Source organism: Bradyrhizobium sp. i1.15.2 (genome assembly GCF_040548425.1).
Taxonomy (GTDB): domain Bacteria; phylum Pseudomonadota; class Alphaproteobacteria; order Rhizobiales; family Xanthobacteraceae; genus Bradyrhizobium; species Bradyrhizobium canariense.
On sequence record NZ_JBEPRQ010000028.1, the window covers coordinates 74,383 to 96,074 of the forward strand.

General features: G+C 61.1%; 21 protein-coding genes. 16 read left to right on the top strand and 5 right to left on the bottom strand.

The annotated features are described in order from the left end of the window. Positions 1–62 precede the first annotated feature (62 nt). Together ABIB80_RS32700 and ABIB80_RS32705 are read right to left on the bottom strand one after the other, a co-directional pair. Positions 63–3,125, bottom strand: coding sequence for an efflux RND transporter permease subunit (locus ABIB80_RS32700; protein ID WP_354128985.1), 3,063 nt, complete (start codon positions 3,123–3,125; stop codon positions 63–65). Continuing rightward, positions 3,122–4,225, bottom strand: coding sequence for an efflux RND transporter periplasmic adaptor subunit (locus tag ABIB80_RS32705; RefSeq protein ID WP_007601213.1), 1,104 nt, complete (start codon positions 4,223–4,225; stop codon positions 3,122–3,124). The genes ABIB80_RS32700 and ABIB80_RS32705 overlap by 4 nt, the downstream gene beginning before the upstream one ends. Before the next feature lie 333 nt (positions 4,226–4,558). On the opposite strand from ABIB80_RS32705, the gene ABIB80_RS32710 reads away from it, so the two are divergent. From ABIB80_RS32710 to ABIB80_RS32730, 5 genes are all read left to right on the top strand, one after another. Then, a complete protein-coding gene (locus ABIB80_RS32710; protein ID WP_007601212.1) occupies positions 4,559–4,762 on the top strand; it encodes a DUF3551 domain-containing protein in 204 nt (67 codons plus the stop codon). Positions 4,763–4,843: 81 nt separating this feature from the next. Continuing rightward, on the top strand, positions 4,844–5,374 hold the full coding sequence (locus ABIB80_RS32715; RefSeq protein WP_245286009.1) for a Na+/H+ antiporter subunit E: 531 nt from the start codon (positions 4,844–4,846) through the stop codon (positions 5,372–5,374). Continuing rightward, a complete protein-coding gene (locus ABIB80_RS32720; protein ID WP_245286008.1) occupies positions 5,271–5,531 on the top strand; it encodes a Na+/H+ antiporter subunit E in 261 nt (86 codons plus the stop codon). The genes ABIB80_RS32715 and ABIB80_RS32720 overlap by 104 nt, the downstream gene beginning before the upstream one ends. 75 nt (positions 5,532–5,606) lie before the next feature. Further along, the gene (locus tag ABIB80_RS32725) at positions 5,607–6,308 is read left to right on the top strand and encodes a proton-conducting transporter transmembrane domain-containing protein (protein ID WP_245286106.1); all 702 of its coding nucleotides are present in this window, start codon (positions 5,607–5,609) and stop codon (positions 6,306–6,308) included. A 188-nt stretch (positions 6,309–6,496) separates the two neighbouring features. Continuing rightward, the gene (locus tag ABIB80_RS32730; protein WP_007601211.1) at positions 6,497–7,000 is read left to right on the top strand and encodes a DUF1269 domain-containing protein; all 504 of its coding nucleotides are present in this window, start codon (positions 6,497–6,499) and stop codon (positions 6,998–7,000) included. Positions 7,001–7,006: 6 nt separating this feature from the next. Here ABIB80_RS32730 and ABIB80_RS32735 read toward each other — a convergent pair whose 3' ends face one another. Next, positions 7,007–7,720, bottom strand: a complete 714-nt coding sequence (locus ABIB80_RS32735; protein WP_007601210.1) for a Bax inhibitor-1/YccA family protein — start codon at positions 7,718–7,720, stop codon at positions 7,007–7,009. Between the two features lie 240 nt (positions 7,721–7,960). Here ABIB80_RS32735 and ABIB80_RS39465 point away from each other — a divergent pair, with 240 nt between their 5' ends. From ABIB80_RS39465 to ABIB80_RS32780, 10 genes are all read left to right on the top strand, one after another. Next, positions 7,961–8,185 carry a DUF6894 family protein gene (locus tag ABIB80_RS39465; RefSeq protein ID WP_083869979.1) on the top strand — a complete coding sequence of 75 codons (225 nt, stop codon included), beginning with the start codon at positions 7,961–7,963 and terminating at the stop codon, positions 8,183–8,185. 152 nt (positions 8,186–8,337) lie between these two features. Next, positions 8,338–9,777: a basic amino acid/polyamine antiporter gene (locus tag ABIB80_RS32740; RefSeq protein WP_007601209.1), complete on the top strand. Its 1,440-nt coding sequence runs from the start codon at positions 8,338–8,340 to the stop codon at positions 9,775–9,777. A 302-nt stretch (positions 9,778–10,079) separates the two neighbouring features. Then, positions 10,080–11,204, top strand: coding sequence for an AI-2E family transporter (locus tag ABIB80_RS32745; protein WP_007601206.1), 1,125 nt, complete (start codon positions 10,080–10,082; stop codon positions 11,202–11,204). 11 nt (positions 11,205–11,215) lie between these two features. Then, positions 11,216–11,815 (top strand): hypothetical protein, encoded by a 600-nt coding sequence (locus ABIB80_RS32750; protein WP_219683143.1) that lies wholly within the window; start codon positions 11,216–11,218, stop codon positions 11,813–11,815. Beyond that, positions 11,816–12,301, top strand: coding sequence for a DUF992 domain-containing protein (locus ABIB80_RS32755; RefSeq protein ID WP_007601203.1), 486 nt, complete (start codon positions 11,816–11,818; stop codon positions 12,299–12,301). A gap of 151 nt (positions 12,302–12,452) precedes the next feature. Beyond that, the gene (locus tag ABIB80_RS32760; protein ID WP_007601201.1) at positions 12,453–13,010 is read left to right on the top strand and encodes an HdeD family acid-resistance protein; all 558 of its coding nucleotides are present in this window, start codon (positions 12,453–12,455) and stop codon (positions 13,008–13,010) included. 18 nt (positions 13,011–13,028) lie between these two features. Further along, entirely contained in the window at positions 13,029–13,301 is a 273-nt protein-coding gene (locus ABIB80_RS32765; protein ID WP_354128989.1) for a twin-arginine translocation signal domain-containing protein, read from the top strand. A gap of 80 nt (positions 13,302–13,381) precedes the next feature. Further along, complete coding sequence (locus ABIB80_RS32770) at positions 13,382–13,624, top strand: hypothetical protein (protein WP_007601199.1); 243 nt, start codon at positions 13,382–13,384, stop codon at positions 13,622–13,624. A 54-nt stretch (positions 13,625–13,678) separates the two neighbouring features. Beyond that, complete coding sequence (locus ABIB80_RS32775; RefSeq protein ID WP_354128986.1) at positions 13,679–14,773, top strand: efflux RND transporter periplasmic adaptor subunit; 1,095 nt, start codon at positions 13,679–13,681, stop codon at positions 14,771–14,773. Further along, positions 14,770–17,889, top strand: a complete 3,120-nt coding sequence (locus tag ABIB80_RS32780; RefSeq protein ID WP_354128987.1) for an efflux RND transporter permease subunit — start codon at positions 14,770–14,772, stop codon at positions 17,887–17,889. Before ABIB80_RS32775 ends, ABIB80_RS32780 begins: the two co-directional genes overlap by 4 nt. Before the next feature lie 1,610 nt (positions 17,890–19,499). Here ABIB80_RS32780 and ABIB80_RS32785 read toward each other — a convergent pair. Further along, positions 19,500–19,727: a hypothetical protein gene (locus ABIB80_RS32785; RefSeq protein WP_007601192.1), complete on the bottom strand. Its 228-nt coding sequence runs from the start codon at positions 19,725–19,727 to the stop codon at positions 19,500–19,502. A 181-nt stretch (positions 19,728–19,908) separates the two neighbouring features. Then, positions 19,909–20,151, bottom strand: a complete 243-nt coding sequence (locus tag ABIB80_RS32790) for a hypothetical protein (RefSeq protein ID WP_354128988.1) — start codon at positions 20,149–20,151, stop codon at positions 19,909–19,911. 318 nt (positions 20,152–20,469) lie between these two features. On the opposite strand from ABIB80_RS32790, the gene ABIB80_RS32795 reads away from it, so the two are divergent. Continuing rightward, positions 20,470–20,967 carry a hypothetical protein gene (locus ABIB80_RS32795; protein WP_035994331.1) on the top strand — a complete coding sequence of 166 codons (498 nt, stop codon included), beginning with the start codon at positions 20,470–20,472 and terminating at the stop codon, positions 20,965–20,967. Positions 20,968–21,692: the final 725 nt, after the last annotated feature.

A 21,692-nucleotide genomic window follows, 5' to 3' on the forward strand; every position in this document is an offset into this window, starting at 1 on the left:
CCCGGAATATCAGGTGAACTCCTAATCCCGAGACAGGATTCCCCTCGCCGGAAACCAGCGGCTTAGCCGACCGATTGAGCGGAAGTCCCTACCCGCCCCTTCTCTCCGAACCAGCTCACATACAATGTCGGCAGCAAGACCAGCGTCAAAACGGTTGCAACCAGCAGACCGCCCATGATTGCGACGGCCATCGGGCCCCAGAATACGGTGGGAGCGATCGGGATCATGCCGAGCACGGTCGACACCGCCGTCAACATGATGGGACGAAACCGGGAGCTGCTGGCATCGACCGCTGCGTCCCACGGGCTCTTGCCCTGTGCCCGTTCGGCGTCGATCTGGCTGATCAGAATCACCGCGTTCTTGCTGATCATGCCGAGCAACGCGAGAATTCCGAGGATAGTGACAAAGCCCATCGGTCTGCCGGAAAGCAACAGTGCGGCGACAACACCGATCATCCCGAGTGGCGCCACGCTTATGACCATCAGCAGTCTCGGAAAGCTCTGCAACTGGATCATCAGGACCGTGAGCATGACGAACAGCATCATCGGCACCACAGCAAGCACCGACGCCTGCGAGTTCCGGCTCTCTTCAACGGTTCCGCCCACGGCCACCTCGTAGGACGCCGGTAGCGTCTTCCTCAACTCGCCTATTGCGGGCGACAGAGCGTCCACCAGCGCAGCCGGCAGTGATCCGCCGCCAATATCGGCGCGCACCGTCAGCGTTGGAATGCGGTCGCGCCGCCAGATCAGCGGATGCTCCTGGTGATACGCGAATGTCGCAAACTGACTGAGAGATACCGTCCTGCCGCTGGGCAAAGGCACCTGAAGCGTACGCAGGTTGGACAGCGAGATGCGCTGCTCATCGACCGCCCGGGCCACCACATTGACCAGATAGATGTCGTCGCGGACCTGCGTGACGATTGCGCCGGATATCACCGTGTTCAGCACGCTCGATATCGCTTGCGAGCTCAGTCCGAGACGTCGCGCTTCGTCCTGATCGACCTGGATGCGGAGCTGGCGTTCCGGCTCCATCCAATCGAAATTGACGCCCTTGGCCCTGGGCTCGGAGGCAATGATTTGCCCAAGCTTGAGCGCAATCTCACGTACCCGTTCGACATCCGGTCCGCTGACGCGATATTGCAGCGGCCATCCCACAGGTGGGCCAAGACCGAGCGGCGAAACCGACGAGACGGCGGCGGGAACTTCCTCCGCGAGCAAACGTTCCAGCCTCACGCGCAGACGCTCGCGCGCCGCGACGTCCTTCGCCACGACAACCGCCTGCGTGAACGAATCGTTTGGAAGCTCGACATTGAGCGGAAGATAGAAACGGATGGCACCGCGCCCCACGTTGGTACTCCAATGATCGACGTCCGGATCGCCGGTCAATGCGGCATCCAAGCGCCTGGCTGCCAGCTCGCTCGCATGGATCGATGCATTCTGGGGCAAACTGAGGTCCACCAGCAGTTCAGGTCGATCTGACGATGGGAAGAACTGCTGCGGAATCAGCGGAAGCGCAAGAACCGACGCGATAAAGAGCACCAGCGAGGTGGCGATCGTGAGCCACTTGGCGCGCATCGCCAGCGTAAGAAACGTGCGATAGAAGCGGAATATCCTGCCTGGCGCGTCCGAGCTCTCCTGTCCCGGCGGAACGAGAATGATCACACCCAGCAATGGCGTAAAGATCACAGCAACGAGCCATGACACCAGGAGAGCGATCGCGACTACCGCAAACAGCGAAAATGTATACTCGCCGGCCGAACTCGCGGCGAAGCCAACCGGGATGAAGCCTGCGATCGTCACCAGAGTCCCTGCAAGCATAGCAAAGGCGTGGCTGCGGTAGGCGAAGGTCGCTGCATCGATTTTGCTGTCGCCTTGGGCCAGCCGGTTGAGGGTGGCGTCCGTGGTCGTCATCGCATCATCGACCAAGAGTGCGAGCGCGATGATCAGCGCGCCCAACGATATTCGTTGCATGTCGATGCGGGCGATCTCCATGATCGGGAACACGACGGTTAGGGTCAGCGGAATGGCAAGCGCGATGATGAGGCCTGGACGAATTCCGAGGCTGATGAAACTCACCACTAGAATGATTGCGACGGCCTGTAGTAGCGAGGTCATGAATTCGCTGATCGCACTATCGACCACCGTAGCCTGGTCGGCGACGAGCGCGGGCTCGATTCCAATCGGGAGATTGGCGGTCATCTGGGCCATCGCCGCCTTGATATTTCTGCCAAGCGCAAGAATGTCGCCGCCATCACGCATTGCGATAGCAAGCCCGATTGCCGGCTGGCCGTTGACCCGGAACATCGGCTGCGGCGGATCCACGTAGCCACGCCGCACTTTCGCAATGTCGCTCAGCCGGATCGTGCGACCGCCTGCGACGAAATTGACACCGGCGATGTCCTGCTCCGACCCAAAGCCGCCGGACACTCGAACGGAAATGGTTTCCTTGCCCGTCTGGATTGTCCCCGCCGGCCGGACAATATTCTGAGCTTGCAGCGCACCGAGCAGAGCCGCCCGATCGACCTGCAAGGTCGCAAGGTCCTGCTTGGAGAACTCGACGAAGATCACCTCGTCCTGGGCACCCAGTAGCTCGATCTTCGACACGTCAGGAACCTGAAGCAAGCGCGCACGGACATTCTCGACGTAATCTCGCAACTCTCGCTGCGTGAAGCCGTCGCTGCTAAAGCCGTAGACGATCCCGAACGTGTCACCAAAATCGTCGTTGAAGCCGGGGCCGACAACGCCAGCGGGAAGCGTGTGGCGCATGTCGCCGATGTTCTTCCTCACCTCATACCAGGTATCGGCGACCTCCCTGCTGTTCGCGCTTCCCTTCAGGTTGACGAAGATAGTGACGAGACCGGCGCGAGTGAAGCTGCGCAGGAACTCAAGATGGGGCGTTTCCTGCAATCGCCGCTCGAGTCGCTCGGTCACCTGTTTCATCGTCTCTTCGGCCGTTGCCCCCGGCCAGGCAGCCTGCACGACCATCGTCTTGATCGTAAACGAAGGATCCTCGCTCCGGCCAAGGCGGAAAAACGCGAGATAACCTGCGATCGCGGCAACGATCATCACATAGACGACGAGCGAGCGGTGCCTGAGCGCCCATCCGGAGAGGTTAAACCCGGTCATGGCTCTGATCCGAGCACGCGCACCTTCTGGCCCGGATGGAGCGCTTGGACGCCCGCGGTGACAACGATGTCGCCGGCATTCAGTCCCTGCGAGACGATGACGTCGGTCTGGTCGAAACGCAGGATGTCGACATTACGCGCCGATATGATGTTCGTCTGGGGATCGAGGATCCAGACGGCCGGCTGCTGATTTATTCTTGTTAAGGCGGTAGCGGGTACATCGATCACCGGTCCGGAACCCAACTCGACGCGGCCGTTTACGGTGGCGCCGAGCCGCATGGCTGGTGGCGGATCCGTTAGACCGACCTTGACCTCGAACGTGCGGGTGACGGGGTCGGCCTGCGCCGCGACCTGGCGGACGCGGCCCTGTGCCGTGATCTTCGCGTCATCTGTCAGGCTGACCATGACCTGCACGTCGGCCGGCGTCGATCTGATCATTTGAGCCGGAACGTCGAAGACTGCGTCACGGCCGTCCTGCCTCGCGATCCTCGCGATCATTTGCCCGGCCTGAACGACCTCGCCATCAGAGGGACCTGTCGCGGTGATTTTGCCGGGCGCATCGGCCCGCAGCTCCGTAAAGCTGACGAGGTCGTGCGCGGAGTCGACTTGCGCCTCCGCCGCCTCGACCTGCGACTGCGCGGCCTGTCGTGCCTGCGTCGCCGCCTCGAAATTGGCACGCGTGGTCCACCCCTGCGCCAACAGCGTTTCCTGACGTTCGTAGTGGTTGCGTGCCTGCGTCAACTGGCCCTGCGCAGCGGAAAGAGCCGCTTTTGCCTGCCGCAATGTGCTCAGCTCGTTCTGGGACTCCAGTTGTGCCAGCAACTGTCCGGCCTCGACCCTGTCTCCGAGTTTCGCATGGCTCGCCCGCAAGCGTCCGGATATCCGAAAGGCGACGGCCACTTCGTCCTCGGCCTCGATGCGGCCTGTAAAAATCAACGGCACCAGGCTATCGCGCTTCTCGATGGTCGTGGTCCGAACCGGACGCGGGGGCAGCTCCTTCGTTTCCGCTTGGCGGCCGCAGGCTACCAGAAACGGTGCGAACACGGAGGCGATCAACGTCACTGCGAAGACTTGCCGAGATGTGGTTCGCCTACCGCGCATCGCCATGCCCTCCTCGATTCCAGACGTTAGATCAGGCAGGTCGCCCTTTCACATCTCGCGATCTACGGTATCGTCCCTGGTATTCTTGCCCAAAGGAGGGGCCACACACATCGGCAAATCTACTTGGTGCGTCCGGATGCAATCGCGACCGCGGGCCGCAGTCGCAGGCGAAACGCCGGCGATATATGAAACGGCGCCTCATGGAGCGCTCCGGGGAATTCCTGCCGCCTAATCGGGCAAAGACCCAATATCGCAGGTCGTATCAAGAGCGCATCGTCAGGGTCAGCTAAAGCGATCGGGCCTGTCAGACCGATGAACCCGGAGGATTTTCGAATGCGGAGATTTATCCTAGTTGCAATGGCGGTCTCGGGAATGCTGGCCATCATGCCACAGACTGCATCAGCGCAGACCGAGCAAAACCAATGGTGCTCCAAGTTCAAGGGGCATGTGAACTGCAGGTACTCCACCCAAGATCAGTGCCAGGCGTCCCGAAGCGGGAGGGGCGGCACCTGCTTCCCCCGGCAGGCGTCGCGCTAGTTGCGTAGCAGGGCAGCGAAGGGCCATCCAAAACGATGGCGTCGAACGATCCGCTCGTGGACGCCATTCGAGCCGGTGTGGATGCTGCTGTATCGCTACGCCAACTCACGCATCCGCACGTCGAAGGATACCCGGCTGCAGACACCGACAGTCGTGCCGCCGGACACCCGCCAGTCAATACACGATGCCGGATTTTCGAAGCACCGCACGGGACGGCGCCATCCGTCGCCAATCGAGGAATCGCCTGTGAGAGGGTCCGCGGGAAAGCCAGATGCGCTCACGGGCGCCACAGCCGGCGCGTCCTGGTGGAGCGCGACGTCCCGCGCGGCTTCGTTCCTCTGCCTCTGGTTGGTACTTTCCGGCGCCGCTCTCGATGACGTTCCTGCCGCGGCAGTCGCCGTCGCGGCGGCAACGTGGACGAGCTTGCATTGGCTGGAACCTGGCAGATCGCGGCGCTCACCTGGCGCCATCTCGCGACTGACATTGCTCTTCTTATATCACTCCATTGTTGCCGGAGTGGACGTCGCGAGGCGGGCACTCGACCCCCCGGCTGCCGCTGCACTCGGGGTTTATCGCATATTCAACCCGTCTTCCCCGCGGCTTTCGTCGTAACGTGTTTGCAACGCTGACGAGCCTGCTACCAGGCACCGTGCCGGCCGCAGAGGATGACGCGCATATCCTCTATCACTGTCTGAATATCGAAAATCCCGCGGTCGCCGAGCTTGCCGAAGAGGAGGCTGCTCTGGTCCGAGCGCTGTACAATGACTGAGTTCCTGACGGCCGCAGTCGGCTTCATCCTGGCGATGCTGCCGTCTCCCATGCCACGGCCAAAGCAGCAATGTTCATGGCTGCCGGATCGATCTATGCGAGGCTGGGTCATGATCGCCTCACAGACTTGCGTGGTCTGGTGAGAACGATGCCATTGAGCGTCTTAGCTTTTGCTCTCGCCGGCATCGCGTTGGTAGGCGTACAGCCGAGCGGTGCGTCGCTGGCAAAAGAGCTGTTGCTTCGTGCCGCAGCCGAAAGGGGGCAGTGGTGGTGGGCGGTCGTGCTCGAGGCGGGCGGAATGCTTACAGCGGCCTACGTTATCTTGGTCCTGGCTCACGCGCTGGTGCCTACGGTCGAGCGGATTGCATCGACCGGTCCTGCACTACACGTCCGGAACATCGCGGCGCTTGTGCTGGCCCTGTGCTCGCTATCGCTCGGCCTGTTGCCTTGGGATTCCTATCTAGCCGTCTCGCACGGTTCGGTGTCCGGTTTCTTTGCGGTCGAGACTCTCACCAAAACACTCTCCTCCGTCCTGGGTGGCGTTGTGCTGGCGATCCTGGTCGCTCCCTGGCCGCATCCGGATGCCTATTCGACGCGCTGGAAAATGGTCGCCAGCATACTCGGTCTTTTTCAACGCAGCTGCCATAGGTCCGTTGGCTGCCTAGAGAAGGCCAATCGCGTTCTCTGCCAGTGGCCTGCGGCCAGCATGTTCCTCCTCATCCTGGCGCTGCTGTTTGGCGCGCTGATGGCTGGGGCGCATACCTCTCGGCCGGGATAAGGTCAGCCTCAGGCGACCCTCCAGCAACAACGATCAGGAACATTCATCCCCACGCCTCAGGGTTTTCTCCGATCCCAAGCCGACCGATCGAAAGCTAGTGTTCGACAGCGCGTTCCGCCAGTGGCACGGTTGCACCGGTCGGCGCATCGTCTTGGTCGCGGCGGAGCTTGATCCAGCAGGAGGTTTGCATGTCCGATCTAGTAGCGATCGTGTATCCATCCGAGGCGAAGGCCGAGGAAGTGCGTCAGCGGCTGCTCAAGCTGCAGAAGGAATATCTGATCACAATCAGCGACGCAGTGATCGCCGTGAAGACGGATTCCGGCGGCATCAAGCTCAATCAGCTCGTCAACACGACGTCGATGGGGGCGGTGACCGGCGGTTTCTGGGGACTTCTGATCGGCATGATCTTCCTCAATCCGATCCTCGGTGTCGCCGTCGGAGCAGCTTCCGGCGCACTTGGCGGCGCACTGTCCGATTTCGGCATCGACGACTCCTTCATGAAGGAATTATCAGTATCACTTCACACGGGCAACGCCGCCTTGTTCGTGCTGATCAAGAATATGACTGCGGACAAGGTCTTGAAGGAGATCAAGGACGCCGGAGGGACCGTGCTGAAGACGTCCCTGGACGACGCCAAAGAACAGGCTCTGCGCGACGCACTCGCAAGCGCCGCGGAGCGGCCGGCGGCCTGAAGCCACTTAGCGGCGGTTGCCGACCAGACGCAGCAGCATCATGAACAGGTTGATAAAGTTGAGATACAGCGACAGCGCTGAAATCACCGACTTGCGGTCTCTGGTTGTTTCGTCGTCCCGGCTGTCATGCATCGCCTTGATCCGTTGCGTGTCGTAGGCCGTCAGCCCGGCAAACACGCCGACGCCCACAATCGAGATCAGCCAGTCAAGCCCGCTGGATTGCAGGAACAGATTCACCAGGGTGGCGATGATGATCCCGATAAGGCCCATGAACAGGAAGGTGCCGAGACCGGATAGGTCGCGCCTTGTGGTATAGCCAAAGACGCTGAGCGCCCCGAACGTCGCCGCGGTGATGAAGAAGACGCGCGAAATCGAGGCGCTGGTGTAGATGTGGAGCAGCGTCGAGAGCGACACGCCGACCAGCGCCGCATAGATGAAGAACAGCAGACGCGCGGTCGACACCGACAGCGTATTGATCCGCGAGCCGATGAAGAAGACCAAACCCAGCGGCGCCAGTATGAAGACCCACATCAACGGGCTCTGCAGCAGTGCAGGACTAGTGAGCTGATAGGTGAGCCACGCAACAACGGCCGTTAGGCCGATGCCGGCAGCCATATAGTTGTAGATGCGCAGCATGTAGCTACGCAGTCCAGCATTGACCGCGATTGCCTCGCCGCCGCCCGCTCCCGCCGTCGTCACGTTCGGATCATAGTTCGACATTGCCTGTCTCCTGCCAGAGCTCGCTAATCAGGTCATGCTATCTCTGGGTATCAGTAGACGGCATCGGACAATCACCCGAGAGTTGGCAAGGACAATCACCCTATCGCACAGCTTTTTACTGCGCACCTGAGCACGGTGATTACGAACCGGTAATCGAAACCGCCGGAAGTGTCCTCCTTTGGGCGGAGACGCATTACGCGTTTGGGGAAAACGGCCGCGATCCGGCCTAATCCGGCCGGTATGCGCTTCTACTTTCATATCGTCGACAAATACGGTCTCTCGCCCGATGGGACCGGATGCGAGCTCGCCAATCAGGACGCAGCGTCCCTGCACGCCCGATGCATAGCGGCTGAGCTCGCGAAGGCCGGCGAGTTCTGCCGTTTCAGCGTCGTGCTTTTGGCGGCCGCTTCCGGGCCATCATCCGGTCCCGGTCAAATCGCGACTGCCCCTCCCCCAAAAACTTGAGGGCGATGCCCAACCTTACAGTACGTCAATTTCCTGCCCTCGCTGCCTACAGAGAATCCCGGATGTGCGAAGGGGAAAGCCACGTCTAATGTCCTCTCCAATGCGGCGGGCATCAATGCCCGTCGCATCCCGGATTGGAAGGCCATCCCGTCATGGCTCCCCCGCCGAATGCGGCCGACCAGAAACTCTCGCGGAATGCTCTCATCGCGCTCGTGATCGGCTCGATGGTGGGGTCCGGCATTTTCGCACTACCTGCGGCGTTCGGACGAACCACGGGTGCGCTTGGAGCAATGATCGCCTGGGCTATCGCGGGCAGCGGCATGCTGATGCTGGCTTTCGTGTTCCAGACGTTGTCACACCGCAAGCCCGACCTTGATGCCGGGATCTATGCCTATGCCAGAGCCGGATTTGGCGACTACATCGGCTTTGCTTCAGCCGTCGGGTACTGGATCGGTTGCTGTCTTGCAGACGTCGCCTGTCTCGTCTTGATCAAGGCAACGCTCGGGCAGTTTTTTCCCGTGTTCGGCGACGGGACAACTCCGGTGGCGATCGCTTCGGCGTCTGTCCTGCTGTGGGGAGTGCACATTTTGCTGCTGCGCGGCATCAAGAGCGCAGCCACCCTCAATACGATTGCGACCTACACAAAGATCATCCCGATTTTGCTGTTCATTGGCACCGCCGTCATTGCTTTTAACGGCGATCTGTTCGCCGTTAATTTCCACGGAACGGAGCAGTCGGATGCGTCGAGTGTGTCTTCTCAGGTTCGCGGCACGATGCTGCTAACCGTGTTCGTGTTCGTCGGAATTGAAGGCGCGAGCGTCTACTCCCGCTACGCCCGGAGCCGTGCCGACATCGGCTTCGCAACCATTGCCGGATTTCTGACGGTGCTCGGCCTGCTCGTTCTCGTGACGCTCTTGTCCTACGGCGTGTTGCCGAGGGCTGAACTGGCGGATCTTCCGACGCCATCCATGGCTGGCGTGATGGAAGCGATTGTCGGCCGCTGGGGCGGCGTATTCATCAGCCTGGCGCTCCTGATCTCGGTTCTCGGCAACTACCTATCTTGGTCACTGCTGGCGGCCGAGATCCTGCATTCCGCGGCGATCCACCGCACCATGCCTTCCTTTCTTGCCAGGGTGAATGCGCACAAGGTCCCTGCCGGCGCGCTCTGGCTCACAAATTGCGTCATCCAGATCTTTCTGCTGGTCGCCTGGTTTGCGGAGTACGCGTTCACACTCGCGTTGAAGATGACGAGCGCGATGACGCTGATCCCGTATTTCATTGTCGCGGCGTACGGCTTAAAGCTTGCCTGGTCGGGCGAGACCTACCGCGCGGGCGAGCGCGCTCGCACCACCGACTGGATCCGATCGGCTATCGCAACGATCTATGCAGCTGGCATGATCTACGCCGGCGGACCGAAATTTCTCTTGCTGTCGTCCATCCTCTATGCACCCGGCACTCTGCTGTTCCTGCTTGCGAAACGCGAGCGCAAGGAAACGATCTTCGGGCCATTCGAAGCTATGCTTTTTGCAGCGATCACGATTGCCGCGTGCGCCGGCGTTTACGCACTCGCAACCGGAGCCATATCGATTTGAATCTTTGTCCCTAGTTGCATGGAGGCGAATATGAGCACACGGGCCATCTGTGGCGCCTTGATCATATACGGATCGATGGCGGTCTGCGCCTTTCCAACCGTGTCGCTGGCCCAATCGACTGAGACCGGCGTGTCTGCCCAAAGCGGCGCCGGCGCGTCGCCACCGGAGAAAGCAGCTCCAAACACCAATACGAACCCGACGAAGCACCGCTACTGGCGTCATCGCGGAGGAAAGCATCCGCACTTTGGCAGCCGGCGCGTCCGGGCCTAGGTACCACAGGCGACGGCGATTGAACCGATACCATGAACGAGTCCAGGACAGCACCGGAGAGACTCTGCGAGATCGCTCCACGCGATGGCTCCGCCGTCGTGCCGGAGAACGGCACACGACGCGGCATTCTCGCAACCGGGCTCGGCCTGGTGGCTGCCTGCGTCTTGCTGTTTCTGGTGTGGCAGACGGTCTCGAGTCTCCTGCTGATCTTTGCAGGCGTGTTATTCGCCGCGTTTCTGGATGCTTGCGCAAGGGCCCTGGCGGCCGTCCTCCCGCTCAATCGCGCCTCGCGGCTGACGCTGGTTCTGTTGCTGTTCTCCGCTCTGTCGGGATTTGGACTGATCTGGGGCGCGGGCAAGCTGCCGGAGCAGACGCGCCTCTTGCTGAAGGTCATGGACAACCAGCTCGACATCCTGCAGGAGCATCTTCTGTCATATGGCGTGGATCTGCTCGGTCCGGAATGGGGCCGCGACTTTGCGCAGTGGCTGTTCTCGGACCAAGGCCGGTTTCTCAGCCATGCTCAGTTCCTGCTTGGCGGAGCGTCGAGCCTTCTGACCGGTGTCCTAGTGGTCCTGTTCCTCGGGATCCTCTTTGGTCTAGACCCAACCAGCCACCGTGAAAGCCTGGTCATGCTGGTGAAGCCCTCCCAGCGCCAGCGGGCGAGAACGGTCATGGACGAGATGGGCAATGTCATGCGGCTGTGGCTCGTCGGGCAGTTCATCCGCGTCATACTCATGACGTTGTGGGTCTGGGCCGCGCTCTACCTCATTGGGTTGCCTGGACCCTTCGTGCTCGGACTGCAGGCGGGCCTGTCGAATTTCATTCCCTATGTCGGACCAATCGTAGCCGCAATACCGATCGCGCTGGTCGCAATGCCGCTCGGCAGTTCCCTGCTGATCTGGGCCGTCCTCATTTACTCGATCATCCAGTCTGTCGAAGGCTATGTGATCGGTCCGCTGATCCAGCGCCAGGCCGTCGAGATCCCTCCTGCCTGGACGTTGGTCGCCATCGTCCTGCTCGGTGCGCTGTTCGGCGTCCTGGGCATCGCGCTCGCCATGCCGCTGGTGGCGATCGGCCGTGTCGCAATCATCCGATTCTATGTCGAGGACTACCTCGGCGACGAGTTCAAGCAGACGTTCAACAGCGGTGAATCGTGAGTGAGGACCCCATGAACCAGAGCGGGGCGCCACGGCAGGAGGGTACCGATCCTCCCTCGCCTCAATCGACAATGGCTCAATTCCTGTGGCAGCAGCTTCCTTATGTCGTGGCGCTGGTGCTTGCCATCGCGGGCGTCGCCTATACTAACGTTTCCCACCAACCTCTCGTCGGCTACTGGGAATTCCTGGCGCTTGCCATCTGCATCGTGTGCGTCGTCACCAAATGGCCGGAAACCCAAGGCAAGGAGGCCCGGCTCCGCTTGATCTGGACCCAGGCGCTGCACTGGGTCGCCGTGCTGGTCACGATGAACATCATTCTGGTCTCGGGCGTTCAGCAATTGCTTCCGACCCCGGCGACCGGCCTTGTCCTGCTGACTTTGCTTGCGCTCGGCACGTTCCTCGCGGGCGTCAACCTTCTATCGCTGCAGATCTCTTTCCTCGGCCTTGCCATGGGCATTGCCGTCCCGGCGATATCCTGGCTGAAGCAGTCCGTCTTTTTCTTCCTGCTGGGCGCAGTGCTGCTGATCGGACTCGGCATCACATTCTGGTTCCGCCAGGACAGCCGACCGAGGAGCGCGCTCTCCGATACCAACAGTCAAGTGGAGGCCTGAATGCGAATGATGCGGTTTGTGGCAGTCTTCGGCACGTCCGCGTTGCTATGCGTCGCAGCCCTGCCGGCGCGCGCCGAAACGTTCAGGGTCGGCCGGCTCCTGTGCTTCAGCAACCCGCGCGTCGGGCTTGTGCTCGGATCGGTGCAGTCGTTGCGCTGCACATTCTTTGCAAGAAATCCGCCGAGGCAGTTCATCTATGAGGGACGAATCCGGCGTGTCGGCCTTGATATCGGCGTGACCAGCGCAGGCACCTTGTCTTGGGCCGTGCTCGCCAAAAACTCGCGGATCGGATCCGCCACCTTGCGCGGCAACTATGTCGGCGCGAGCGGCAGCTTTGCGTTCGGCCCCGGGCTCGGCGCGAACGTCCTGATCGGTGGCTCGCGACGGAGCGTGATGTTGCAACCCCTGTCGATCGAGCGATCGATCGGGATCAACCTGGCCGCCGGCGTCACTAACCTGACGCTGGGTCCGCGCGGCCCGCGATAGCTTGCAAAGGCGATCGAGCACACAATCGCTCCGCTCGTGGCCCACGAGAACATTCCCGCCCCATCGCTCAGGGTTTCGTCGGATGTCGATAGCGGAGGTTCGACGCTAGCGTCCCAAGCGTGCCGACCATCACGCAGACCAGGAGGATGGGATGACAGTTTATGACGACCGCTCCGATATCGAGGCTTTGGGCGGCCCTCCGCTGTGGGTCTGTGCCCTTCTCGGAATCGTGATGATCGCCGCCGGTTTCGCAGCTCTCAGCGACGTGGCGTTCGCAACCATCATCAGCGTCAAGTTCATCGGGCTGATGGCCATCGCGGCCGGCGCGTTCGAGATCATCCATGCATTCTGGACCAAGGGATGGGGTGGGTTCCTATGGCAGATCCTGCTCGGCGCGCTCTACGCCGCCTTCGGCCTTGTGCTGCTTACCCAGCCCGCCTCGGGTGCCCTGATCCTCACCTACCTCCTCGGCGCGGTGCTGTTCGCCTCAGGCGTCATTCGATGCGTGCTGAGCTTCGCCCATTGGCGGCAGAACGGATGGATGATGCTGATCTCGGGCATTTTTGGGCTGCTCGCCGGCGTGCTGATTCTATTCGGCTTTCCGGCCATCAGCGTCTGGGCCCTCGGATTTCTGCTTGGCGTCGACCTGATTTCGCACGGCCTCGCCTGGCTGCTTTACGCGCTTCAGGCGGCGCGGCGAACCGCCTAACAAAGGAGAAGAAACATGATGGACACACCGAGCCGTCGGGCTTTCCTTGGCTTTGCTCAGAATGCCGTCGCTGCCGTGGCGATCGGCGCCATCGGGGTTCGTTTCATTGAGGCCGCGGAAGCAATGCCTATTGCTCACGATCTCGGCCGGCCGAGCGAGCAACCAGACCTCCCGACGCAAGCACAATGGGGACCGCCGTCTCGTCGTCGGGGATGGGGCCGGCCGCGCCGGCGTCGCTGGGTGTGCTGGTGGCATCGCGGTCGTCGCCGTTGCGGATGGCGGTGGCGCTAACAACGCGTCCTCGCGCAATCCGCGGTCGACAGATACTCCGCGAAGCCGGCACCAGTCCCAATCAGACGAAGGAGGCAGCCTTGCGCATCACGAAACGATGGGTCGTTGGGACCTTCCTGGCAGCTCTTCTCGTTGCGGCAACCTGGTATTGCGTGGCGGTATGGCAGGCAACGCCGTCCATGCCGCTTTACCGCAACGTCATCCTGGGAGGCGCTGCAATCCTGATGCTGGTCACCGGCTGCGGACTGATCGGGCTGATGTTCCACAGCCGCCGCAAGGGCTACGACGAACCCGCGCGCAGCAATCGCATGCGGCGGGAGTAGCGAGGCGCCGGTGAAGCACTGACCCGGCTCCGGATCCGTTGCAAGGAGCGGACAATGACCTTTGCTGGCGTCGAGGCGATTAATCGGGTCAACCTCGTTGCTCGCGTCACTGCATTTCTGGAACGGCGCCTGTTCGAGGAAGGCGCCGAAATCAGCAAAGGCGATGAGCTCTATCGGCTCGAGCGTGGCCCTTTCGAATCGGATCTCGCATCGAAACAGGCGCAGGTGTCCCAGCTTGAGGCCACACTCGAGAATGCCAAGCTGACGACCGAACGCGCGCGGACCTTGCTCGGAGGCCCTGCCGGGCAACAGTCCACCTACGACGCAGCAATCGCGAACCAGCGCAGCCTCGAAGCCCAGGTGCGAGCCGCGCAAGCCGGGGTCCAGGCCTCTCAGATCAATCTCGATTACACAGTGATCAGCGCGCCGATCGCCGGCAAGATCGGACGAACGGCGGTGACGGTGGGCAACGTCGTCAGTCCAAGCTCGGGGGTACTGACCAGCATCGTCAGCCAAGACCCGATGTATGTCACCTTTCCCGTGCCGGTGCGTCAGGGACTGGAGCTGCGCGAACGATACGCGCCGCAAGGCGGTCTGGAAGCCGTGGTCATCAGGCTGCGACTGCCGAACGGGCGAATGTACGGAAAAACCGGCAAGCTGAACTTTGTCGACAATACCATCGCCCAGAGCACTGATACGATCACCGTGCGTGGCGAGATCGCCAATCCGATCCTGCGGGCGCCCTCGGCGGCCGGCGTCTCCGTTCACGAGTTGACCGATGGCGAGTTCGTGACCGTAGTGCTTGAGGGCGTTCAGCCGGTCGAGGTGCTGGTGATCCCTCGCTCGGCCGTGCTCTCCGATCAGCAGGGCAACTATGTTCTCGCTGTCGGCGCCGACAACGAAGCCGAACAGCGTCGCATCCAGCTCGGGCAATCGACCCCGACTGTCGCGGCGGTGATCGCCGGACTTGCGGCCGGCGACAAGGTGATTGTCGAAGGCCTGCAGCGGGTTCGTCCCGGCCAGACCGTGTCGCCAGGACCAGCCAGCGCGCGGATCCTGTCGAGCATGAAAGCCGCCGCAGATGGCACGGCTCCGCAAACGGATCACGGCCCCTCCGGCAAGGCTGGTCCGGCGGATAACAAACCATGATGTCCGCCCTCTTCATCGATCGTCCGCGGCTTTCGATGGTGATCGCATTCATCATCACGATTGCCGGCGCACTGGCGCTGGCGCAAATCCCGGTGGCACAATTTCCAGACATCGTGCCGCCACAGGTCACGGTCGCCGGCATCTTCCCTGGCGCGTCCGCCGAGGTTGTAGAGAGCAGTGTCGCCCAGCCGCTGGAGGCGCAGATCATTGGAAGCGACCGCGCACTCTACATGAAGTCGACTAGCGCCAATGACGGCAGCTACACACTGACGGTTTCGTTCGCGCTCGGTACCAACCCCGACATCAACACCGTCAACGTCAACAACCGCGTGCAGAGTGCTCTGTCGCAATTGCCCACCGAAGTACAGCAGCAGGGCGTGACGGTGCACAAGCGCTCCTCGTCGATCCTGCAGTTCCTCGTACTCTACAGCGGAAATGGCCAACAGGACCCGCTCTTCATCACCAACTATGCAATCATCAACGTGCTTGATGCGATCGCCAGCACGCCGGGGGTCGGCCAGGCGAACCTGTTCGCGAAGATGAACTACTCGATGCGGATCTGGTTTGACACGCAGCGGCTCACCAGCCTCAATCTCACGCCGTCGGACGTCATTGCCGCGATCCGTACGCAAAGCGTCCAGGCCCCGGTCGGCCGCATCGGCGCGCGCCCGATCAGCGACGACCAGCAGTTCCAGTTCAATGTGCAGACCCTGGGCAGGCTCGCCACCGTCGATCAATTCACCCAAATCGTGCTGCGCGCCAATCCGGACGGTTCATCGCTGCTCGTGGGCGACGTTGCCCGCGTCGAGATGGGCGCGCAAAATCTCGACAGCGAAGCGCGGATCGACGGACGTGCGGCCGTGCCGATCGCGATCTATCTGTCACCAGGTGCCAATGCGGTGACCACCGCACAGGCGGTGACAGCGACGATGCAGCGGCTGTCGCAGCATTTTCCCACCGGGCTGAGCTACCTCGTCCAATACGACTCAACGAGCTTCGTGCGTGCCACCATCGCGGAAGTGTTACAGACGCTAGGCGAGGCCTTCCTGCTGGTCGTGATCGTGGTGTACCTGTTCCTCGGCAATCTCCGGGCCACCGTGATCCCGGCCGTTGCCGTTCCGGTGAGCCTGATCGGCACCTTCGCCGTGCTGCTGGTGCTCGGATATTCGGCCAACACGGTGTCCCTGCTCGCCATGGTGCTCGCCATCGGCATCGTGGTCGATGACGCCATCGTCGTCGTTGAGAATGTTGAGCGGATCATGGAGGAGGAGCCCTCGCTTTCTCCCGCCGAGGCCAGCAAGAAGGCTATGGTACAGATCACGGCGCCGATCATCGCGATCACGCTGGTACTGCTCTCCGTCTTCGTGCCGATCGCTTTCATTCCCGGCATATCCGGCACGCTGTTTCGCCAGTTTGCAGTGACAATCAGCGCCGCGATGATGATTTCGGCACTGAATGCACTGACGATGTCGCCGGCGCTATGCGCGCTGTTCCTGCGCCACACCGGGCCGCGGCGTGGCCTGATCGGTCGTGTGCTTGGCGGCATCGACTGGTTGCGGGACCGCTACAGCAGCGGCGTGCGCCGCTTGGTGCGGAAGGCGGGGCTCTCGCTCCTGCTGATTGCCCTATTCGGCGCCGGCATCTTCGGCATGTCGCTGATCACGCCGACGGGTTTCTTGCCCGAGGAAGATCAGGGAGCCTTCTTCACCTCGGTACAACTGCCGGACGGCGCGTCGGTGGCACGAACCAGCGAAATCACCCAACAGGTCGAACGCATCCTGAAGCAGATGCCCGCGGTCGATCATGTTCTTGCCATCATCGGCTTTTCCCTGCTCGACGGCGCATCCGAACCGAACAGCGCGCTGGTGGTCACGCGCCTGAAGCCGTTTGCCGATCGCAAGGCAGCAACAGATTCTGCGCGAGCGCTGATCGGCCAAACCTTCGCCGCTGGCGCGCAGATCCGCCAAGCCAATGTCCTGCCGTTCAATCTGCCGCCGATCATCGGGCTCTCCACCGGCGGCGGGTTCGAATACCAACTCCAAGCATTGGAAGGACAGAACCCGGCCGAAATCTCCAGTGTCACGGGTGCGCTGATCGGCGCCGCCAACGCCGACCCACGGCTCTCGCGCGTCTTTTCGACCTTCACTGCAACCAATCCGTCGATCTATCTCGATATCGACCGCCGCAAGTCTCAGGCGCTCGGAGTGACAATCAGCGACATCTTCACGGCCCTACAAGCGACGCTCGGCGGCATCTACGTCAACAACTTCAATCGGTTTGGCCGCACCTGGCAGGTCAACGTTCAGGGCGAAGCGCTCGATCGCGCCGATATTTCGGACATCTGGCAAATCTTCGTGCGCAACGCCAACGGCCAAATGGTGCCGATCAGATCGCTCGCCGGGATCAAGATCGTGACCGGACCTCAGGTGATCACCCGCTACAACAATTATCGCTCAGTGACGGTGAACGGTAGCCCGGCGCCCGGTGTCTCATCAGGCACCGCGCTCACAGCGATGGCCGACGTTTCTCATGCCGTACTGCCTGCGGGCTACAGTTTTGAGTGGACCGGTACCGCCTATCAGGAGCAACAGGCCGCTGGCCAGACCGGCATTGTGCTCACGCTTGCCGTGCTGTTCGCGTATTTGTTCCTGGTCGCGCTCTATGAGAGCACGATTATCCCGATCCCGGTCCTGTTGTCGGTCCTGGTCGGCGTGCTCGGCTCCTATGTCGGCATCAAGGTCGCTGGCGTCAATCTCGATCTGTACGGTCAGATCGGACTCGTGGTGCTGATCGCACTCGCCGCCAAAAACGGCATCCTGATCGTCGAGTTTGCGAAGGAGCAGCGTGAGGCGGGCGTGGCGCTCGAGCAAGCCGCGATCCAGGGCGCATATATGCGTTTCCGCGCAGTGATGATGACTTCCGTTGCCTTCATCCTTGGTCTCCTGCCGCTTGTGATTGCGACCGGCGCCGCCGAGCTCAGCCGCAGGGCCGTCGGCACAGCCGTGTTCGCAGGCATGCTTGCAGCGAGCTCTGTTGGGATCTTCCTGGTGCCGATGCTCTACGTGACGTTCCAGCGCCTGCGCGAGCGCGTGAAGACGGGCGCCCTTGGCCATTGACATGCCGCAGCAAGCTCCAGAAGCGCGGATCCCCATGCAGCTGGTACCGGGCTCCTCATCCTGGCTACTTCAAGGGCACGGTTCTGTTCGCATCCAGCATCATTCAGTCCATGGCACGCATCCAAATCCATCCGGAGATCGCGCAAGCAAAGGAAGACGATAATGAACGTGCGAACCCGTGATGGTTTCCTTGCACTCCTAGGATGCCGGTGCTGCTGGCACTGCCGACGGGATGTGTTATCGATTTTGAAGGCACAAAAAGGATTCCGGTCGCGTTGGATCCAAGCGAGTTCCGAAAGGGCTCGACCTCGTGAGAGAAACCGGTGTACCGCCGCCTGCTGCCACTTGGGGCTGCGGCTACGCGGTGCCCGCGCAGCTGTCCTCGATTGTGGTATCCGCGGCGTCGCGCGGCCGGCAACCAATGTAGTTGGCGTTGGAATGCAATCGTCCGCGGTAAGGTTTACCGGTCCGACAAGCTCTGGAGCATGCGATGCGCAACAGAGATCGGTGTAAGCCACACGACGAGGCTGTGCGCACCAAAAGAGACCGGAAGATAAAGCCAACAAAACGTGACGTGCCCACCTCGACTAGTCTCGTGCAAGTCGCACTCGCGATGGTACTGGGGGTTGCGCCAATGCTCAGAATGGCTGTGACGCATCCCGCCTCCGCACTCTGAGGCTGCTCGTCAGCGCTCGCCTACGCGCCGGTATTTCGATGTCTGCGGTTGCGTCAACGTGCGAGGCTCGTCAGGAGAGGCCCACATAGCTTTTAATGAGATATTTCTTGATCTCCCGGTGCACACATCGTGCACACGTGGCCTTCTAACCGCTTGTAAAGCTTGAACTCTCGATCCAATCCATCATGGCGAAGTTTGAGCTAGTCCATCCAGTGATCGCTATCGAAATCTAAGTTCGTATATCCCATCGACCACTTTGCGCCAGAAGCAGCCATTCGAGAATGGAAGGGCTTCAACGGGTATCAGGTGGTATCCCTTTTCTGCACCTTAGCTTGGTTTGCCGAAGTTGGTGTCCGTTGACTTAGCCTAACCTGGGCTTGCCCATGCCTTGGTCGATAATGCTCTCGATAGGAATGGGGAGGCTGCGAACTCGTTTGCCAATCGCGTGATAAACCGCGTTCGCGATGGCAGCCTCGCCGCGCTTTGTCGGTGCCTAGGCCTGATAGGCGGCGAGGTCTTTCCTCAGGCCCACCACAATAGTGGGGGATACATGGTAGCGGGAGACCGCTACCGCTTTTCCTCACATGGCGCAAATCTGCGATATTTCCTCCGATCTTCCGCTTAAACGGTAGGTCAAATCGGCGTAGGTCCTCGCCCACCAGGGAAGCCATCCTTCATGAAGACGGCGGAACGTCGGATAAACCCCAAATGCAGAGCTGCCTAGCCGACGTGCCGGAGGGATGATGCGCGAACTAGGCGCCTTCAATATCCGCTTCGTCAAAAGTGCCAATTCTCATCCGCAAATTTCCGGTCTGTCCCTATCAGCCGACATTTGGCAGCGTGGGATCAAGGCAGCCACGGGCCAGGAGGAGACATGGCTCTGGCACATTGGCCTGGCCAGATAACGGGCAACGCCTGAGACATTCGTTTCAACTCAGATGGCAGCACCGGCCAGCAAAAAAGCGCCGCCAAGCGCGACCATCACAAGTCCAGGCCAGTTCGATTTGATGCCGAAGCCGCTACCCGGTCTTTCAGGCTCCAGCGTATCACGCCCGGAGCGAAGCCGCCTTCCACCGCTGAGTCGGCCTCGCCAAATGGGCTGAAACGCCATTTGGAGCACGCCGCCGAAAACAAGGAGCACACCAAGCCATATGAGGGTCATGCTCGCCTCCTCTACCCGCGAACGCCGAGAGTGTGCGCCGAGAACCCGTGGTCCATTCAGCGCCTGTCCGCTGCTCTCTCGGAATTAGACCGACCTTGAAAGCCGCCGGACGCACGAGCGCGCCGGCACGCAGGCTGGGGATCACGCTCTCCGAAGCTCAGGCTACGTATAAGGACCCTGCTTAGTCTTCATCCGGCTCGCGCACGACCGGCGGTTCGTCGGTTTTGTCTTCCTCTTCCTCTTCCTCTTCCTCTTCCTCTTCCTCTTCCTCTTCCTCTTCCTCTTCCTCTTCCTCTTCCTCTTCCTCTTCCTCTTCGTCGTCTTCCTCTTCGTCATCATCAGGATCTTGGGGCGGCATCGTGTTGCCCATGATCGCGAAGGCACGCCGGTCGATCGCACGAATTAACTTGGGGAGTAGGGTCATGTTGTTACTCCTCAGATGTGACCCTGGAGCACTTTACCCCTTTTTTGGCGGGGCAGACACGGAGTTGGCGGCCGGCGCGGACGAGGTCCGGTTATCCCTGTCAGCCAAGCCAGAGGTAAGTGTCGAGTTTCTCAGATTCGGGCCAATAAGGGACCTCACGCCGATCGCTGCTTGAGATCGGTTTCATCTGGAGTCCGCTTCATTCTGTCACTCCGTCTTCGTCTTCGGACGTTCAATAAGTTGGTAACTGGGAACGTGGGTGCTTTCCTGCCACGATTCCAGAGCAGCTCCGCAGATTGCGCAGACCGCGTCACCTGTATGCGGTACCAGGAACTTCTCTTCGGTGCGTCTGTACTCAGCACCGCAAGTGCATTGCACAATTGTCACCATGCCGATGATATGTGCTTCGGATCGCGGAATTTCCAGTCCAAGCAACTTTCGTTGTTCTCTCGCGAGTCGGCCGTCACTTTGTTGCCGCCGGTCGAGTCGGTGAACGGAGGGAAGTCCGCTAATGGGATGGTCCGGCCGTGCTCCTGCCCCGCCAGCGATAAGCTGGCCAGGGGCTCCAAAGACAAGGAGCATGGCATCGATCTCGCGCGAGATCGCCCCGGTGAGCTCGACATGCTCGCGCTCGCGAAGAACATCCCTCGCCTGCTGAAGGCGCTGCTCGGTCTCGGTCTGCACGACCCGGGCGATCACCTGATCGCGGCGCACCTCGTCGCCGATGCCCACGTCGAGCGAGGGCAGTTTTCCGCTGCCGCGGACACGGCATCGACCAGGCGACCACCGCTGCTCAACAAAATGCCGTCAGCGTAATGGCAAGATGCTGCCATGTCCCTGCACATCGGATCGTGCACTTGCCCGGCGCCACGCATTTCTATCCCCGAACGTCGCCCGTTACGCAAGAAGATGGAAGCACCACGGATCTTGAAAGCGCGATCGCGCTATTCCTGAGCGAAACGCTGACCGAGAAGTAGTCGTCATCCTAATATCAGGGACGCGATCACGCCCTACGTGAAAAGCTCTACCACGGTTTCCCCAAATGCCGAGCCGTCGCTGAGGCAATGGAATCGAGGGCCACATTCTTTGGACTCCACCGCTTTTCGGCTCCACATTCTTCGGTAGGGCCGGTTTCAAGCACTCGATACGAGGGGCCGGACAGCACAACCACGGACCCGCAACCATCTCAAATCGCTAGGTGGCCTGAACGGGCGGATCGGTCGGCCGATCCGTCGGCAATACGAGAACCGAACCGCCAGCGACGACATTGTTTGTGGATATGGGCGGAAGGTCGGCATCGTCCTGCGAACCCGGCGTCCCGAACGCAGTGAACATCTCCTAAGTTATTGATTTTTATTGAGATGACAGGCGTTTCCGTCCCGCTTTGTTCACGGTCCCTTCACCCAATTCGTTGCGATTTCGTTGCGGAGTTCTGAGAGAACGGCCGCCACTGTTGCTTGACGGGTCTCTTGGAGGCTTTCCCAAGCACCAGCGGGAAGAGATGGCCAACACCGCCCGCCTCAGTGTCGCGGTTGCGAGTC

What these genes read in the sequence shown, in the direction of transcription:
- ABIB80_RS32795 (WP_035994331.1), top strand. Translation starts at nt 20,470, where the DNA reads ATGCGGTACCAGGAACTTCTCTTCGGTGCGTCTGTACTCAGCACCGCA.
- ABIB80_RS32760 (WP_007601201.1), top strand. Translation starts at nt 12,453, where the DNA reads ATGACAGTTTATGACGACCGCTCCGATATCGAGGCTTTGGGCGGCCCT.
- ABIB80_RS32705 (WP_007601213.1), bottom strand. Translation starts at nt 4,225, where the DNA reads ATGCGCGGTAGGCGAACCACATCTCGGCAAGTCTTCGCAGTGACGTTG.
- ABIB80_RS32715 (WP_245286009.1), top strand. Translation starts at nt 4,844, where the DNA reads ATGCTGCTGTATCGCTACGCCAACTCACGCATCCGCACGTCGAAGGAT.
- ABIB80_RS32790 (WP_354128988.1), bottom strand. Translation starts at nt 20,151, where the DNA reads ATGACCCTACTCCCCAAGTTAATTCGTGCGATCGACCGGCGTGCCTTC.
- ABIB80_RS32750 (WP_219683143.1), top strand. Translation starts at nt 11,216, where the DNA reads ATGAACCAGAGCGGGGCGCCACGGCAGGAGGGTACCGATCCTCCCTCG.
- ABIB80_RS39465 (WP_083869979.1), top strand. Translation starts at nt 7,961, where the DNA reads ATGCGCTTCTACTTTCATATCGTCGACAAATACGGTCTCTCGCCCGAT.
- ABIB80_RS32755 (WP_007601203.1), top strand. Translation starts at nt 11,816, where the DNA reads ATGCGAATGATGCGGTTTGTGGCAGTCTTCGGCACGTCCGCGTTGCTA.
- ABIB80_RS32785 (WP_007601192.1), bottom strand. Translation starts at nt 19,727, where the DNA reads ATGACCCTCATATGGCTTGGTGTGCTCCTTGTTTTCGGCGGCGTGCTC.
- ABIB80_RS32700 (WP_354128985.1), bottom strand. Translation starts at nt 3,125, where the DNA reads ATGACCGGGTTTAACCTCTCCGGATGGGCGCTCAGGCACCGCTCGCTC.
- ABIB80_RS32725 (WP_245286106.1), top strand. Translation starts at nt 5,607, where the DNA reads ATGGCTGCCGGATCGATCTATGCGAGGCTGGGTCATGATCGCCTCACA.
- ABIB80_RS32735 (WP_007601210.1), bottom strand. Translation starts at nt 7,720, where the DNA reads ATGTCGAACTATGATCCGAACGTGACGACGGCGGGAGCGGGCGGCGGC.
- ABIB80_RS32775 (WP_354128986.1), top strand. Translation starts at nt 13,679, where the DNA reads ATGACCTTTGCTGGCGTCGAGGCGATTAATCGGGTCAACCTCGTTGCT.
- ABIB80_RS32765 (WP_354128989.1), top strand. Translation starts at nt 13,029, where the DNA reads ATGGACACACCGAGCCGTCGGGCTTTCCTTGGCTTTGCTCAGAATGCC.
- ABIB80_RS32745 (WP_007601206.1), top strand. Translation starts at nt 10,080, where the DNA reads ATGAACGAGTCCAGGACAGCACCGGAGAGACTCTGCGAGATCGCTCCA.
- ABIB80_RS32740 (WP_007601209.1), top strand. Translation starts at nt 8,338, where the DNA reads ATGGCTCCCCCGCCGAATGCGGCCGACCAGAAACTCTCGCGGAATGCT.
- ABIB80_RS32730 (WP_007601211.1), top strand. Translation starts at nt 6,497, where the DNA reads ATGTCCGATCTAGTAGCGATCGTGTATCCATCCGAGGCGAAGGCCGAG.
- ABIB80_RS32780 (WP_354128987.1), top strand. Translation starts at nt 14,770, where the DNA reads ATGATGTCCGCCCTCTTCATCGATCGTCCGCGGCTTTCGATGGTGATC.
- ABIB80_RS32710 (WP_007601212.1), top strand. Translation starts at nt 4,559, where the DNA reads ATGCGGAGATTTATCCTAGTTGCAATGGCGGTCTCGGGAATGCTGGCC.